The sequence below is a fragment of the Hansschlegelia zhihuaiae genome (assembly GCF_004103825.1).
Classification (GTDB): Bacteria; Pseudomonadota; Alphaproteobacteria; order Rhizobiales; family Methylopilaceae; genus Methylopila; species Methylopila zhihuaiae.
On record NZ_RYFI01000011.1, the window covers coordinates 47,090 to 61,670 of the forward strand.

The following is a 14,581-nucleotide window of genomic DNA, read 5'->3' on the forward strand; positions in this document are numbered from 1 at the left end:
ATTAGCCAGAGGAGAGATGTCTTTGTAAGGCGCGTGACAAGGTCGAAGGCGAAATGCTGAAGAGCCGCGCAACCTCAGCCCAGCTGCGACCCTGAGTGAGTTGCTCGCGAGCGAGGGCTACTCTGTCTGGAGTCATGAGCTGGGGGCGCCCAACATGCCGCCCGTCGCGCTTCGCTGCCATCATGCCTGCGACGACGCGCTCTTTGATCGATTCGCGCTCGAATTCGGCTAGCGCACCTAAAACGTGGAACAAAACCCTTCCACCCGCGGTGGCTGTGTCTATCGTTTCGGTGACGCTCTTCAAGTGTGCGCCCTTGTATTGGATCTCGTCGGCGGTGTCTACCAATTGCCTCATGCTGCGACCCAGCCGGTCGAGACGCCAAACGATCAACGTGTCGCCCTTCTCCAGTGCAGCGAGAGCGTTCTTGAGCCCGGGTCGCTTCGGGTTGGCGCCGGAGGTGGTGTCGCTGAAAATTTCGGTGACGCCGATGTCTGCAAGCGCATTGCGTTGGAGAGCTGGGTCCTGATCGACCGTGCTGACCCTGACGTAGCCGATGGTGCGCGACATTCTGCAACGACCCTTTTGCAAACTTTAAGTTACTGATCTAGCACGCTCCCGGAATGGTTGCAAAAGGTAGTCCTTTTGACATTCGCAGGAGAGAGTCAGACAAATGGTGCGGAGGTCGAAGTCCTAGAAAAATTTAATATGCTTGATGGGGTTCGAGTATGGGTCCTGTTGCCCCAGAGTTCATCCTTGGATCTAGCCGACAACCATTTTGGTTAGTCCCGAGTGTAGGTCGAGTAGCATGCGAGTCTCATCGAAAACGGCGTTTTCGAAAAGTGGGCGCCCACGCGTCGACTCTGATCCTTGGATCCTCTTGGCCAAAAAAAGTTCTCGGGCATCCGCGATACCCTCGCGGGTGCGGAACTTCGCTCTCTTTGCGTCGCCTACGTCGCGCGTCCTCGGGACCCGAGCGATCGACCGGCGCGGAACATGAGCACGAGGGCCAGCAGGGCGTTGCCCGCCGCGGCGACCGCCAGCGCGACCAGCACGATCCGGGGCTCGAGGGCGGTCAGCGCGAGGCCGGCGGCGAAGGGCGCGGCCGACCGCCTGATCAGGTTGGGCGCCGCCAGCCGCCCATCACCACCGGGTAGCGCGCAGCGCTGAACAGCGCGAGCGGGACCGTGCCGCGGGCGATCGACCACACGCCGTTCCCAGCCGCATACAGCACGACCGCGACAGCCGCCGGCGCCGCCCCGAGCGCGAGCAGCATGACGCCGACAGCGACCAGCCCGCCGCGCAGGCAAGCGTCACGGTGGGGTGGAACCGGTCGCCGACCAGCATCTCGACCACGCGAGCCCCGACCTGCGACGGCCCGATCAGAGCGCCGACCGCGACGGCGGCGGCGAGCGCCATGCCCTGATTTTGCGGGATCGTAAGCAGGTGCACCGACACCGTCTGGACCGCGCCATTCGCCATCAGGATCGCAGCCAGCAGCAGGAACGACCCGCGCTCGCCGGGGGGCGACCGGTGGTTGGTCGTGGTGTCGTCCGCCGCTGGAGCCTTCCGCGCTTCCCGCGGCAGCAGGACAAGTAGCGCCGGGGCCATCACGAACACCTACGCGGCGGCGTAGGCGAAGCAGGCCCCACGCCAGCCGATGTGTTCGACGGCGAGAGCGGTCAGGGGCCAGCAGACAGTGCTGGCGTAGCCGCCGAACAGGGTGAGATTGGTGATGGCGCACCGCGCCGACGCCCCGAAGATCCGGCCGAGCGTCGAGAACGCCGCGTCGTAGAGCCCGGCGCCCATGCCGACACCGAGGACGACCCAGCCGAGGAGATAGCTCACAAGCCCGGTCGAGGAGCCGACCGCGGCGAGCCCGGCGCCCATCAGGAGCGACCCCGCTGCCATTGTCGGCCGCCCGCCGAAGCTGTCGATCATCCGGCCTACGAAGGGCGACACGATCCCGGCACAGAGCAGCCCGACCGACCCGCCGCCGACCACCCACGCGATCGGCCATCCCGTATCGATGGACATCGGGGTCGCGAGCACGGCGAGCAGGTAGAAGCTTGAGCCCCACGACAGGATCTGCGCGACCCCGAGCAGCGGGACCGCGATCCTGCCGCCCGGCGGCGTCGAGGCCCCGCTCACGCCCTAGACGGCCTGCTTGAGGTTCACCCGCGCTTCGAGCGCCGCGGCGCTCTCCCTGCGCTCGCTGTAGCGGTCGGTGAGGTGATCCGACAGGTCCCGCGTGAGCCAGGTGAACTTAACCAGCTCCTCCATCACGTCGACCACCCGGTCGTAGTAGGGCGACGGCTTCATCCGACCGTCCTCGTCGAACTCCTGGAAGGCCTTCGCCACCGACGACTGGTTGGGGATGGTGACCATCCGCATCCAGAGGCCGAGCACGCGCCCCAGCGCCTCCTCTTAGTGAAGCGCGCCGCGGCCTACGAGATCCCCGGCGAGGACGTTCAGCCTCTGACCCGGCACGAGAGAACGGCCGCCCGTGTCGGCGCGCTGCAGCGGGGGCTTCCCAGCGCCGCGTAGAACAAGGAGATCGACTACATTACGGCGGCTTTGTGTTGGATCGGAAAGATCAACGATTTTTTCAATTTCAGAAGCAAGTATTTCTGTTGTCGTTGCGGACCGCCGCATGGGAGAATGGCTGACTAGAGCAAATGATCTCAGTTTAGATCGCTCGACCCAACGATCGTCATGCCCTTTCGGCCTCGCTCGACGACCACGTCGTGGTGAGCCAAACCCCGAGAAAAGACGCCCCTTGGCAAGGGGGAAGGCGCCGCGAGGGCGTCAGGAAGGGGAAACCGCTCGCGCGGACCCCAGCTAAGGCCAGAAGCTGCCGCCGTGGCGACTGGCACGGCGTTTCGCCCCGAAAGGGGAGAAGCCCGCTCCTTCGAGGCCGACCGCGGAACCCCGGCCTCGTCCCACCTACTACGGGACAAGGAGTGATCGGCGGTGTGTGAACGGGACCCAGGCCAGAAGGTCGTCTCGGGAGGCATGGTCTTCGCCCTGGTAGGCGAAGCTATGTCTCCCATCCAGAAGGCCCTCAAGATCACTCATAAGCTTCCAGCGTCATGGAGCGTCAACGAGGACACGAAGCAGCCGGAGCGCGTTGGCGGTTACCAGCACCGTGTCGGCAAAAGATCGCCATCCAGAGCGGCGTAAAGCCGAGGAGGGTCGCGACCAGAAACGCGCCCTTCAGGCCGAGCGCCAGCGAGACATTGGTTTAGATGTTCGACATCGTCGCCCGGGACAGGCCACAAGCTCAGCCACCGTCCGCTACTACGAGCACATCCGGCTGCTGGCAGCACGGCGGCCCCCGAAGCCACCTCACCGAGGTCGCGCGCAAGATCGTTGACCTTGCTGTGCTGCGCGACGAGCTCCGCGGCATGGTGCGTCAATGCGGTCACGGGGCGGTCCGCGACTGCCGGATCATCGAGGTTCTTTCGCCTCAAGACGGACTGCCCGCAAAGGTGGGTTAAGGACACGTTGACGGCTCGCGGTCACCATCCGATCGCGGAGTCGTGGCGGCCATGGCGCTTGACACCGACCCCTGTTTCCACGGATGCGTTGCAGCATGGACGTTCTGTCGAAGGCAAGATCAACGCATGCTTGGCGCGTCTGTGTCCGGGTTGCGGTCGCCTTTTGCTTGGTCGTCTTCGGCGTTGGCGACGCCGTCGAGCGCAGCTTCGCGGGCCACGTCACCATCGAGTCGGCGCTCTCGTATGCGGTCTCGGCCGACGCTTTCGAGGGGATCTCGACTGACCATTCCGGCATCCACGTCGATGGCCAGTCCGGCGATGTGGACTTGAACGGCCAGGTGGTCGGCCACGGATGCCATGGCTGCGCGACCATTCCCGAGCCGATGCGCTATCTTGCTGCCGCTCCGAACGCATTGGCCTCGTCCCCTTCATGGTCCTCTGTGCCCTCGGCTGCGGGACGAGAGCCGCTGGTCGATCTTCCTCCTCCCCGAGCCTGACCTGACGAAAGCCTAAGTCCGCGCGCGCGTGAGCGCGCTCGCCACCGCTCGTCAGTTCATCAGGTCAGGTCATGCTTTTCAGAACCCGCGCGCTTGCGCTGGGGGTGGCGATCGCGCTGCTTCCCGCGCCGGCGACGCACGCCGCGCCCAAGTCTCCAAGTCAGGCTGCGCGGTCGCTCACGCTGTCTCAGGCGCTGTCACGCGCTATCTCCTCAAGTCCTGCTCTCGCCGCGGCGGACCGGGAGATCGGGGCGGCGAGCGGTCGCAGCCTCCAGGCCGGCGTCTTCCCCAATCCTGAGCTCTCCGCCGAGCTCGACAACGCCTTCGGCTCAAAGCTCAAGCGCAACCTCGAGAGCGCCGAGACGACGCTCCAGATCAGCCAGCTGTTCGAGCTCGGCGGCAAGCGCGAGGCGCGTCTGGCGGTCGCGGCCGCCGAGATCGACGCGGCGCGCTGGGATCGGGCCGCAACACGGCTTCAGGTCCTAGCGGAAGCCACGGAAGCTTTCGCGAGGACGCTCGGCACCCAGGCGCGCGTCGTGGAGCTGGAAACCCAGGTGGACGATCTGGACCAACTGACCCCGCTGCTGCAGCGGCGCGTCGAGGCGGGCGCGTCGTCGAGCGCGGAGATCTCTCGTGGTCGTGTCGCGACCGAGACCACCCGCGTCGAGCTCGCCAAGGCGCGGTCGGCGTTCCAGGCCGCCCGGCGCGAACTGTCAGCGCTGATCGGAGAGAGGATGCCGTCCTTCGCCTCCGTCGGGGGCGACCTCCGCCGCATCGGCGCGCCGCCCCCCTTTGACGCGCTGATGTCGAGGGCGTTGCAGACCCCGCAGCTCACGCGCTTCACCGCCGTGAGGGCCCAGCGACGCGGCTTGCTCGCTGCGGCGCAGGCCAAGGCCGTGCCTGACGTCACGGCGGGCGTTGGCTGGCGACACTACCGCGAGGACCGCTCCAACGCGGTCATGGCCACGCTCAGCGTTCCGCTTCCAGTGTTTGATCGCAACCAGGGCGGCGTCATCGAGGCGAACGAAACCCTGGCGAAGACCGAGGCCGAAAAGGCCGCGGCGCAGCGGACTCTGACGATCCTCGTGGGCAACGCCTACGAGGCGCTGCGCGGCTCCTACGACGAGGCCCGGCTCACCCGCGCCAATGTCATCCCGATCGCCCGCGAGGCCTATGACGCGGTGCGCTCCGGTTACGGCGAGGGCCGCTACTCACTGCTCGAGCTGCTCGACGCCCGGGCCGCCCTTTCGGAAGCCTCGCTCAAGGAGATCGACGCGCTCGTCTCCTTCCACTCATCGCTCGCCAGTCTCGAAGGCCTGACGGGATCTGCCCTCGTTCTGTCCCGGAGAGACAAATGAACGCCGTCGAGACCGCCTGCGCCGCAGGCCTGGCTCTGCTCGCCTCGATGACCGCCGCCATCGCCGCGCCCGCCTCGACGCCCAGCGTCGTCCCGCTTCCCGATTACGGTGGCGCCTGGGTCTACGACGGCCGCACGCCGCCGACCTGCAACGCCCGGGACGTCCGCGTCCGCCACTTCGCGGGCGACGGCCATCCCGACACGCACGCCGACCACGCCCATCTCGGCCACGGCCACGCGTGGTCGAAGCGGAACTTCAAGGGCCAGCCGACGAAGCCGCCCTGCTACGTCCGCCGCGCCTTCCCGCAATCCGAAACCCCGTCAGCCAGCGCGACCGCCGCGACCCGCAACGTCCTGTCCGGAGACCTGTCATGAGCCGCTCGATCGCACGCGATGCCGCCGTCCTCATCGTGGGCGGCCTCATCGGGGCCGGTGGCCTCTACGCCGTCCAGCAGGGCCCCTCCGCGGTCGCCGCCCAGGCGCTGTCTCTCTACTCCGGCCTGATGGGCGGGGAGGGCCACGCTCATGCCGAGACGCCGAAAACGGTCGCCGCCGCCGACGGGCACAAGGAAGGCGACGGCCACGCCCACGGCAAGGACGGCGCCCATTCGAAGGATGATGGGCACGGCCATGGCAAGGACGATGACCACTCCAAGGACGACGGCCACGGCCATGGTTCCGGCAAGGACGATGGCCATGGCAAGGACGACGGTCACGGCCACGACAAGCCGAAGCCCAAGGCCGACGCAGGTGCCCCGATCCAGGTCGCGGCCGCCGACGACCACAAGGAGGGCGACGGCCACGCCCACGGCAAGGACGGCGCCCATTCGAAGGATGATGGGCACGGCCATGGCAAGGACGATGACCACTCCAAGGACGATGGCCATGGCCACGGTTCCGGCAAGGACGATGGCCACGGTCACGGTAAGGACGACGGACACGGCCACGACACGCCTAAGCCCAAAGCTGACGCGGGAAGCCCGATCCAGGTCGCGGCCGCCGACGACCACAAGGAGGCCGACGGCCATGCCCACGGGAAGGAAGACGCGCACTCCAAGGACGATGGTCACGGCCACGGCTCTGACGACGGCCATGGCCATGACAAGCCGAAGCCCAAGGCCGACGCGGGGGGCGACGCGCCCCTGAAGGTCGCGGCCGTCGACGCCAAGGACGACGGGCACGGGCACGGGTCCGAGAAGGAAGACGACGGCCACGGTCATGGGGCGGAGCTCCCCGAGGGCGTGGTCGAGCTCGGCGAGGCCAAGGTGCGGGCCGCGGGGATCGCGCTGGCCAAGGCCGGAGCCTCGACGCTGCGCGAAGAACTTCAGCTCAACGGGATCGTGCAGGCCAACCAGGAGGCGGTCGTGCAGGTCACGCCGCGGTTCCCCGGCGTGGTCCGCACGCTGTCGAAGCGTCTCGGCGACCAGGTGAAGAAGGGTGACCTGCTCGCGGTCGTCGAGAGCAACCAGAGCTTGACCACCTATGAGCTGAGAGCCCCGATGGCGGGGGTGATCACCGAGCGGCAGGCCTCGCTCGGCGAATATGTCTCCGAGCAGAAGCCCGCCTTCGTGATCACCGACCTCTCGACGCTCTGGGTCGACTTCTCGGTCTATCGCCGCGACCTCGCCAAGGTGAAGATTGGCGAGATCGTGCGGATCGACCCCGAGGACGGCGGAGAACCGATCGAGGCGAGGATCTCCTACCTTTCGCCGATCGGAGCGGCCGACACCCAGAGCGCGGTCGCGCGCGCCGTGATCGCCAATGACGGGCGGTTCCGGCCGGGCCTGTTCGCGACGGGCGCCGTGGCGACCGCCGAGCAGTCCGTCCCGCTCGCGGTGTCGATTGACGCGGTCCAGTCGCTCGAGGGGCGGGACGTCGTGTTCGTCCGCGAGGGCGATCGCTTCGCCGCCCGTGACGTGACGCTCGGACGGCGCGACGGCCGGTCCGTCGAGGTCGTGACGGGTCTGAAGGGGGGCGAATCCTACGCCTCGAGGAACAGCTTCGTCGTGAAGGCAGAGCTCGCAAAGGGAAGCGCGAGCCATGAGCACTGATGCAACGCGCACTGAGGCGGGCGACTACAAGCCGAACGGCCTGATCGAACGGATTCTGGCGTTTTCTATCGCGCAGCGGTGGATGGTGGTGTTCGCGTGTCTGGCCGTCGCGGCCTTCGGCGCCTGGAACTTCATGCGCCTGCCGATCGACGCCGTGCCGGACATCACCAACGTCCAGGTCCAGATCAACACCACCGCGCCCGGCTTCTCGCCTCTCGAGGTCGAGCAGCGCATCACCTTTCCGCTCGAAACAGGTCTCGGCGGCCTTCCCGACCTCGACTACACCCGCTCGCTCTCGCGCTACGGGCTCTCCCAGGTCACCGTCGTGTTCAAGGACGGGACCGACATCTATTTCGCCCGCCAGCTCGTGAACGAGCGGCTGCAACAAGCCAAGGACCAGTTGCCCGCCGGGATCGAGACCGCCATGGGCCCGATCTCCACGGGCCTCGGCGAGATCTACAACTACGTGGTGGACGCCAAGCCCGGCGCGAAGAAGCCGGACGGCTCGGACTACAGCCCCGCGGACCTCCGGACGATCCAGGACTGGATCATCACGCCGCAGCTCCGCACCGTGCCGGGCGTCGTCGAGGTCAACACGATCGGCGGCTACGAGCGGCAGCTCCACGTCCTGCCGAACCCCGCGCGGCTCATGGCCTACGGCCTGACCTTCCGTGACGTGATGACGGCCTTGGCGACGAACAACGCGAATGTCGGCGCCGGCTACATCGAGCGGAACGGCGAGCAGTATCTCGTGCGCACCCCCGGCCAGGCGCTGACGGCGCAGGACGTCGGCGGCATCGTCGTGAACTCCCATGCCGGAACGCCCGTCCGGGTCTCGGACGTCGCCGAGGTGAAGGACGGACGCGAGCTCCGCAACGGGGCGGCGACGCTCAACGGCCACGAGGTCGTCCTCGGCACCACCATGCTGCTGATCGGCGAGAACAGCCGGACGGTCGCCGAGCGCGTCGCCAATAAGCTCGGAGAGATTCAGAAGTCGCTGCCCGAGGGGATCGAGGCCCGCTCCGTCTACGATCGCTCGACGCTGGTCGAGGCCACCATCGCGACGGTGGAGAAGAACCTCGTCGAGGGCGCGCTGTTCGTGATCGCGGTGCTGTTCCTGCTTCTCGGCAACATCCGCGCCGCGATCGTCACTGCCTTCGTGATCCCGCTCTCGATGCTCTTCACCATCACGGGCATGGTCGAGAACAAGGTCTCGGCGAACCTGATGAGCCTCGGGGCGATCGACTTCGGCATCATCATCGACGGCGCGGTCATCATCGTCGAGAACTGCCTGCGGCTGCTCGCCCACGAGCAGGAACGTCGGGGCCGGCTGCTGACCATGCAGGAGCGGTTCCAGACGATCCTCGCCGGGGCGAGCGAGGTCATCCGGCCGAGCCTGTTCGGCACGATGATCATCGCGGTGGTCTACCTGCCCGTCCTCACCCTCACCGGGGTCGAGGGCAAGATGTTCACGCCGATGGCGCTGACCGTCCTGATCGCGCTGCTCGGCGCCTCGATCTTCTCGATGACGTTCGTGCCGGCCGCGATCGCGATCTTCGTCTCCGGCAAGGTTTCGGAGAAGGAGAACTGGTTCATGCGGGGAGCCCGCGTGACCTACGAACCGCTGCTTGGCCTGATGATCAAGCTCCGCTGGGTCGTGGCTCCGGCCGCGGTCGCGCTGGTCGTCGTCACCGGTGTCGCGGCTTCGCGGATGGGCGGCGAGTTCATCCCTAGCCTCGACGAGGGCGACGCGGCCATCCAGGCGCTGCGCGTGCCCGGAACCAGCCTCACCCAGTCGCTCGAGATGCAGGGAGCGCTCGAAAAGCGCCTCATGCAATTGCCTGAGGTGAAGGAGGTGTTCGCCCGCACAGGCGTCGCCGAGGTCGCGACCGACGCCATGCCGCCCTCGATCTCGGACGGCTACATAATGCTGAAGCCAAGGTCGGAGTGGCCGAACCCGAAGAAGACCAAAGCCGAGCTGATGGAGGACGTGGAGAAGGCCGCGGAGGAGATCCCCGGCTCGAACTACGAGCTCTCTCAGCCGATCCAGCTCCGCTTCAACGAGCTGATCTCCGGCATCCGCTCGGACGTCGGCGTGAAGATCTTCGGCGACGATCTCGACACACTGCTGAAGGTGGCGGGCGAGGTCCAGACCGTCCTCCAGAAGGTGCCGGGCGCGGCGGACGTAAAGACCGAGCAGGTCACCGGCCTGCCGATTCTGACCGTCAAGCTGAACCGCACCGCTCTTTCCCGTTACGGGGTGAGCGTCGGGGACGTGCAGGAGATCGTCGAGATCGCGGTCGGCGGCAAGGAGGCCGGCCAGATCTTCGAGGGCGACCGCCGCTTCGACATCGTGGTGCGGCTGCCCGAGCGGCTCCGCACCGACATCGAGGCCTTGAAGAACATCCCGGTCCCGCTGCCGACGCCCGACGGCAACGAAACGCAGGCCAGTCCTGCGGTTCTGGGTGGCCCGTCGTCCTCCCGCACCCGCTACGTGCCGCTCTCGACGCTCGCGTCCCTGGAGGTGGCCCCCGGGCCGAACCAGATCAGCCGCGAAAGCGGAAAACGCCGCATCGTGGTCTCGGCGAACGTCCGCGACCGCGACCTCGGCTCCTTCGTGGGCGAGGCGCAGAGGCAGATCGCCGAACAGGTGAAGCTGCCGTCGGGCTACTGGATCGGCTGGGGCGGGCAGTTCGAACAACTCGTCTCCGCGACCCAGCGCCTGACCATCGTCGTTCCAATCGCGCTCGGGCTGATCTTCGTGCTGCTGTTCATGAGCCTCGGGTCCTTCAAGGACGCCGCGCTCGTGTTCTCCGGCGTGCCGCTCGCGCTCACGGGCGGCGTCGCGGCGCTGCTGATCCGCGACATCCCACTGTCGATCAGCGCGGGCATCGGGTTCATCGCGCTGTCGGGCGTAGCCGTGCTCAACGGCCTCGTCATCATCGCGTTCATCCAGAAGCTCCGCGACCAGGGCAAGGACATCGTCGAGGCGGTGAAGGAGGGGGCACTGACGCGGCTCCGCCCGGTGCTCATGACCGCGATGGTCGCCTCGCTCGGCTTCGTGCCGATGGCGATCGCGACCGGGCCGGGCGCGGAAGTCCAACGGCCGCTCGCGACCGTGGTGATCGGCGGGATCGTGTCGTCCACGATGCTGACGCTGCTCGTCCTCCCGGCGCTCTACGTGCTGTTCACGCGGCGCCGGAAGCCGGACCCCGCGCCCGAACCGGACGCAGCCGTGGCGGCCGCGACATGAGACGCGCCGCGGCGATCTCCGCGGCGACGCTCGCCCTCGCGCTGGGGGCCATGTCTCCGGCGCGGGCGCTGAACGAGGACGTGATGCGCAATGTCCTGTCCTCGGTCTTCCTCGCTCAGAACTTCACTGCGGTCTGCGTGAAGGTCGATCCCGACTTCGCCCAGGAGGCGGGCGGGAAGAACGGAGACGCCAGCAAGGTAATCGCTCACATGAAGGACGAGATCCTCGCGACGATGACGCGCGAGGAGGCGGCGCCCATCGTGGCGAGCGCCGCGGGCGCCGCGCGGGCGGTAGGCCTCGGCATGATCCGTGCGCTTTCGGGCGGATCGGCCGAGGAGCAGGTCATTCGCGTCAAGGCGCTCTGCGAGGAGACCGCAAAGCCGATCGTGAGAAGCGTCGTCGAGAACCATGACGAACGGCACGAGTTCTTCGAGCAGATGCTCAAGGACGCGCGCCAGGGCCGCGGCTGAGGACGGGCGATGATGACGGCGCACAACGACCATGCCGGACACGACCATGGCGGCGAGGACCATTCCGGGCATGCTCACGGACCAGGCGGCCACTCGCATGCGCCCGCGAGTTTCGGCCGGGCGTTCGCGATCGGCATCGCGCTCAACACGGCGTTCGTCATCATCGAGGCGGGTTACGGCTACGCCAGCAACTCCCTCGCTTTGATCGCCGACGCCGGGCACAATCTCTCCGACGTGCTCGGTCTCGTGGTGGCCTGGGTCGCGGCGACGCTCGCCAGGCGGCCGCCGTCGCCGAGGTTCTCCTACGGCCTGCGCTCGTCCTCAATCATGGCGGCGCTGTTCAACGCGATCTTCCTGCTGATCGCCGTCGGCATGATCACCTGGGAGGCGATCCAGCGCTTCTCCGACCCCCAGCCCGTCGCCGGCGTGACCGTGATGGTCGTCGCCGCCATCGGAGTGCTGATCAATGGCTTCACGGCGTTCTTGTTCATGTCGGGCCGAAAGGGCGACATCAACATCAAGGGCGCCTACCTCCACATGCTGGCGGACGCGGGCGTCTCGGTCGCTGTGGTCGTGGCAGGACTTCTGGTGCTTCAGACGGGCTGGCAGTGGCTCGACCCGGTCGTCAGCCTCGCGATCGCCGCGGTCATCACCATCGGGACCTGGGGCCTGCTGCGCGACAGCGTGACGATGTCGCTCGACGCGACCCCGCCCGGCATCGACCCATCGGCCGTCGCCGCCTTCCTTCAGGAATGTCCCGGGGTCGATGATGTCCACGACCTCCATGTCTGGCCGATGAGCACCACCGAGACGGCGCTCACCGCGCATCTCGTCATGCCCTCGGGCCATCCGGGCGACGCGGCCTTGCGCTCGATCGCCGGGGAGCTCGGGGAGCGCTTCGGCATCGCCCATCCGACGATCCAGATCGAGCTCGCGACGGGCTCCTGTCCGCTGGCGCCCGCCCATGCGGTCTAGCGTCGGCAAGATTATGCGCCATGCCGCGCTCCGGGCGGTAGGCGCCGCGAGGGTGGCCGCGGCGGCCGTGACGATGCTCGCGGTCCTCCTGCTCGCGGTCTCGCATGTCGAGGCCGACCATGCCCCGGCGACGGGCAAGCAATCCGCGGTGGTCGCCGTCGCGCCTTGTCACACCGCTCCCGTGGGCGCGGTCGGAACCGCGGCGGAATGCTCGGCGCCTTGCGTTGCGGCGCTGGCCTCCGTGAACGGAACGGCGTGCGCCCTCAGGCTCAGGGCGGAGATCTTTCGGGCCGAGCGCGAATCCTTCAGCGGCGCGGAGGTCGCCCTCGCGACGCCGCCGCCCCGGATCGGGTAGCCGGCCGCCCGGCGGTCAGGCCTCGAGGCCGCCGCCGTCAAACCAGCATCTCCAAGGCGCGAAGGTCAGCTTCCGGCGAAAGCCGACGGAGCTCCCGCGCGATCCGGAACGACATCCATGATCACGCATGCATCCTGCGCGCACGCCGCGCACCAAACCGAAGGAACGGAACTGCTGGAGGCGTTGGAAAACGGAGCCGTCTCCCTCCTCGCCCGACGGACCCGCCTCGCGCGGGGGACCCGGCTGGAGCTTCCCGGCAGGCAGGGCTCGACGCTGGTCCTCGTCTCCGGGCGCCTTTCAGCCGAAACGATCACCTCGGACGGACAGGAGGCCTTCGTGGCCGACGTCGAGCCGGGCGACGTGATCGGAGAGGCCTTCGCGTTCGACCGCTGCGACACCCCGCTCGAGGTGACCGTCGACGAGACCTCGGAGGCTTGGCTCTTTGACGCGGCTTTGTTCGCCTCGGCGTTCGAGAGACATCCGGGCTTCGCCAAGGCAGTCGTGCGCGCGATGTGCCGCCGCCAGTGCCGGACGCTTCAGCGAATGTCGGAGGTCATGACCTTGCCGATGGCCGACAGGCTGGGGGCGGAGCTGCTGCGACTAGCAGCCTGCGACCCTTCCGGCCGATCGATCGAGCGGCTGCCGACCCACAGGCGGATCGCCTCGCGGATCGCGACGCAGAGGGAGGCCGTCACCAAGGAGCTGAGCCGTCTGGAGCGCCGCGGGGCGATCCTCAAGGAGCGCCACGGGCTGCGACTGGTCGGGCCGAGCTGGAATGCCTGAAACTGGTCGGGCCAGCCCGGGGGAGGGCTGGCCCTGCGGCTCCGCCGAGGGTTGGAGATCCCGGCGGCGCCGGTTCGGATCAGCCGCGGTCGGCCGCATCGCTGTCGGTCGCGACGCTGCTGGTCCGCTCCCCCGTGAGGAGGCTGAAGTCCGGCACGCTGTCGTAGAAGTCGGCGCTGTCGCGCTGGTGCTGGTTGGTCGAGTTGGCCGGGGCGACCTCGGCCTGGGCAACGGCGGCCGACGACAGCAGGACGAGGGCGGCGGCGAACATGGTCTTCATCGTGGGTCACTCCCTTGTGGAAGCTCGTCTTGAGCTTGGGACCACGATGCCGGGCCGCCCGGATTCGCCGGGTGGAAAGTCCCACATCCCGGGACAACTGGACGTGAGCAGGACGTGTGCGAGATTGGACGGCGAATATGGAGGGCGACGCCCATGACGATGGACCGCAGGACTTTCATAGCTCTGGCGGCCGGAGCCGCGCTGCTCCTTCCACGCCGCGCCGCCGCGGCCCCGGTCATGACCGTCCACAAGGATCCGACCTGCGGCTGCTGCGAGGCCTGGGTCGAGCACATCCGCGCGGCAGGCTACGAGGCGCGGGTGACCGAGGCCCGGGCGATCAACGCGGTCAAGGCGAAGCTCGGCGTGCCCGTGGGGCTGAGATCCTGCCACACCGCCGAGATCGACATCTACGTGATCGAGGGGCACGTGCCCGCGGCGGCGATCGCGCGGCTGCTCGCCCAGCGCCCGAAGGTCCACGGCCTCGCCGTGCCCGGCATGCCGGTCGGATCGCCAGGGATGGAGGTCGAAGGTCGAGAGCCGGAGACTTACGACGTGCTGTCCTTTGGCGAAGGGGAGCCGCGGACCTTCATGAGGTTCAAAGGCAGCGCCTCACTATAATCAGCTAGCATCAAAGGCGATAAAGTCCTAAAAAACACAAATCATCATTTGACGTGTTGTAGAAAGACTGAATGTGCACGATCATTAGCTTCAGAAACTGAGCGCTTTAGGAGGCTCATGATCAAGAAAACGAATGACGAAGAAAGCGTGACGCTAAATTTTCGAGTAACCGATGAATTTCGGTGGATGTATAAGGTTTACGCTGCTGAGAATTCAGTGATGATGAACTGGGTGCTTCAAAGGAGCTTCGAGGTTTACAAGAACCTCGTAGATCTGGGCATGCTCAACCGCGAGGCCGAGCGCCGCTTGCTTCGTGATCGGTTCAAGACGCCGCAACAGGACGCTCGGGAGGACTAGGAACGGCTGAGCCCGCTCGCGGCGGAGCGGAAGGTGGAAGTTGGTGGACCAATGCCAGCGCACGAGATACCCGACGCACCCAAATCG

17 protein-coding genes and 2 pseudogenes are annotated in these 14,581 nt (G+C 67.2%); 13 read left to right on the top strand and 6 right to left on the bottom strand.

All coding sequences use genetic code 11. The annotated features are described in order from the left end of the window. Nucleotide 1 precedes the first annotated feature (1 nt). Together EK403_RS12330 and EK403_RS23155 are read right to left on the bottom strand one after the other, a co-directional pair. Nucleotides 2–568: a recombinase family protein gene (locus EK403_RS12330; protein ID WP_128777792.1), complete on the bottom strand. Its 567-nt coding sequence runs from the start codon at nt 566–568 to the stop codon at nt 2–4. Between the two features lie 547 nt (nt 569–1,115). Beyond that, nucleotides 1,116–1,274 (bottom strand): hypothetical protein, encoded by a 159-nt coding sequence (locus EK403_RS23155; RefSeq protein ID WP_245479670.1) that lies wholly within the window; start codon nt 1,272–1,274, stop codon nt 1,116–1,118. Nucleotides 1,275–1,321: 47 nt separating this feature from the next. Here EK403_RS23155 and EK403_RS23160 point away from each other — a divergent pair, with 47 nt between their 5' ends. After that, nucleotides 1,322–1,597, top strand: a complete 276-nt coding sequence (locus EK403_RS23160; protein WP_245479671.1) for a hypothetical protein — start codon at nt 1,322–1,324, stop codon at nt 1,595–1,597. 21 nt (nt 1,598–1,618) lie between these two features. Here EK403_RS23160 and EK403_RS23165 read toward each other — a convergent pair whose 3' ends face one another. The 3 genes and pseudogenes from EK403_RS23165 to EK403_RS23170 all read right to left on the bottom strand — a co-directional run. After that, entirely contained in the window at nt 1,619–2,149 is a 531-nt protein-coding gene (locus tag EK403_RS23165; protein WP_245479672.1) for an MFS transporter, read from the bottom strand. Nucleotides 2,150–2,152: 3 nt separating this feature from the next. Beyond that, nucleotides 2,153–2,410: pseudogene (locus tag EK403_RS12340) on the bottom strand (arsenical resistance protein ArsH); the annotation flags it as partial. Nucleotides 2,411–3,088: 678 nt separating this feature from the next. After that, nucleotides 3,089–3,272 (bottom strand): annotated as a pseudogene (locus EK403_RS23170) (hypothetical protein); the annotation flags it as partial. Here EK403_RS23170 and EK403_RS22715 point away from each other — a divergent pair. From EK403_RS22715 to EK403_RS12395, 10 genes are all read left to right on the top strand, one after another. Then, complete coding sequence (locus EK403_RS22715; RefSeq protein ID WP_206659536.1) at nt 3,247–3,498, top strand: MerR family transcriptional regulator; 252 nt, start codon at nt 3,247–3,249, stop codon at nt 3,496–3,498. The pseudogene EK403_RS23170 and the gene EK403_RS22715 overlap by 26 nt on opposite strands. A gap of 95 nt (nt 3,499–3,593) precedes the next feature. Continuing rightward, a complete protein-coding gene (locus EK403_RS12355) occupies nt 3,594–3,995 on the top strand; it encodes a hypothetical protein (RefSeq protein WP_128777793.1) in 402 nt (133 codons plus the stop codon). A 71-nt stretch (nt 3,996–4,066) separates the two neighbouring features. Further along, complete coding sequence (locus EK403_RS12360; protein WP_128777794.1) at nt 4,067–5,353, top strand: TolC family protein; 1,287 nt, start codon at nt 4,067–4,069, stop codon at nt 5,351–5,353. Continuing rightward, nucleotides 5,350–5,727 carry a hypothetical protein gene (locus EK403_RS12365; protein WP_128777795.1) on the top strand — a complete coding sequence of 126 codons (378 nt, stop codon included), beginning with the start codon at nt 5,350–5,352 and terminating at the stop codon, nt 5,725–5,727. Before EK403_RS12360 ends, EK403_RS12365 begins: the two co-directional genes overlap by 4 nt. Beyond that, nucleotides 5,724–7,403 carry a divalent metal ion exporter adaptor subunit IhpB gene (gene ihpB / locus EK403_RS22720; RefSeq protein WP_245479673.1) on the top strand — a complete coding sequence of 560 codons (1,680 nt, stop codon included), beginning with the start codon at nt 5,724–5,726 and terminating at the stop codon, nt 7,401–7,403. Before EK403_RS12365 ends, ihpB begins: the two co-directional genes overlap by 4 nt. 40 nt (nt 7,404–7,443) lie before the next feature. After that, on the top strand, nt 7,444–10,656 hold the full coding sequence (locus tag EK403_RS12375) for an efflux RND transporter permease subunit (protein WP_128777902.1): 3,213 nt from the start codon (nt 7,444–7,446) through the stop codon (nt 10,654–10,656). After that, nucleotides 10,653–11,126, top strand: a complete 474-nt coding sequence (locus EK403_RS12380; protein WP_128777796.1) for a hypothetical protein — start codon at nt 10,653–10,655, stop codon at nt 11,124–11,126. The genes EK403_RS12375 and EK403_RS12380 overlap by 4 nt, the downstream gene beginning before the upstream one ends. A 12-nt stretch (nt 11,127–11,138) precedes the next feature. Further along, nucleotides 11,139–12,101, top strand: a complete 963-nt coding sequence (locus EK403_RS12385) for a cation diffusion facilitator family transporter (protein ID WP_128777903.1) — start codon at nt 11,139–11,141, stop codon at nt 12,099–12,101. Further along, complete coding sequence (locus EK403_RS12390; protein WP_128777797.1) at nt 12,091–12,456, top strand: hypothetical protein; 366 nt, start codon at nt 12,091–12,093, stop codon at nt 12,454–12,456. Before EK403_RS12385 ends, EK403_RS12390 begins: the two co-directional genes overlap by 11 nt. A gap of 117 nt (nt 12,457–12,573) precedes the next feature. Then, a complete protein-coding gene (locus tag EK403_RS12395) occupies nt 12,574–13,239 on the top strand; it encodes a Crp/Fnr family transcriptional regulator (protein WP_128777798.1) in 666 nt (221 codons plus the stop codon). A 79-nt stretch (nt 13,240–13,318) separates the two neighbouring features. On the opposite strand, the gene EK403_RS12400 is transcribed toward EK403_RS12395, so the two are convergent. Further along, complete coding sequence (locus tag EK403_RS12400) at nt 13,319–13,519, bottom strand: hypothetical protein (protein WP_128777799.1); 201 nt, start codon at nt 13,517–13,519, stop codon at nt 13,319–13,321. 153 nt (nt 13,520–13,672) lie between these two features. On the opposite strand from EK403_RS12400, the gene EK403_RS12405 reads away from it, so the two are divergent. Further along, complete coding sequence (locus EK403_RS12405; protein ID WP_128777800.1) at nt 13,673–14,137, top strand: DUF411 domain-containing protein; 465 nt, start codon at nt 13,673–13,675, stop codon at nt 14,135–14,137. A gap of 117 nt (nt 14,138–14,254) precedes the next feature. After that, nucleotides 14,255–14,494, top strand: coding sequence for a hypothetical protein (locus EK403_RS12410; protein WP_128777801.1), 240 nt, complete (start codon nt 14,255–14,257; stop codon nt 14,492–14,494). Nucleotides 14,495–14,581 lie beyond the last annotated feature (87 nt).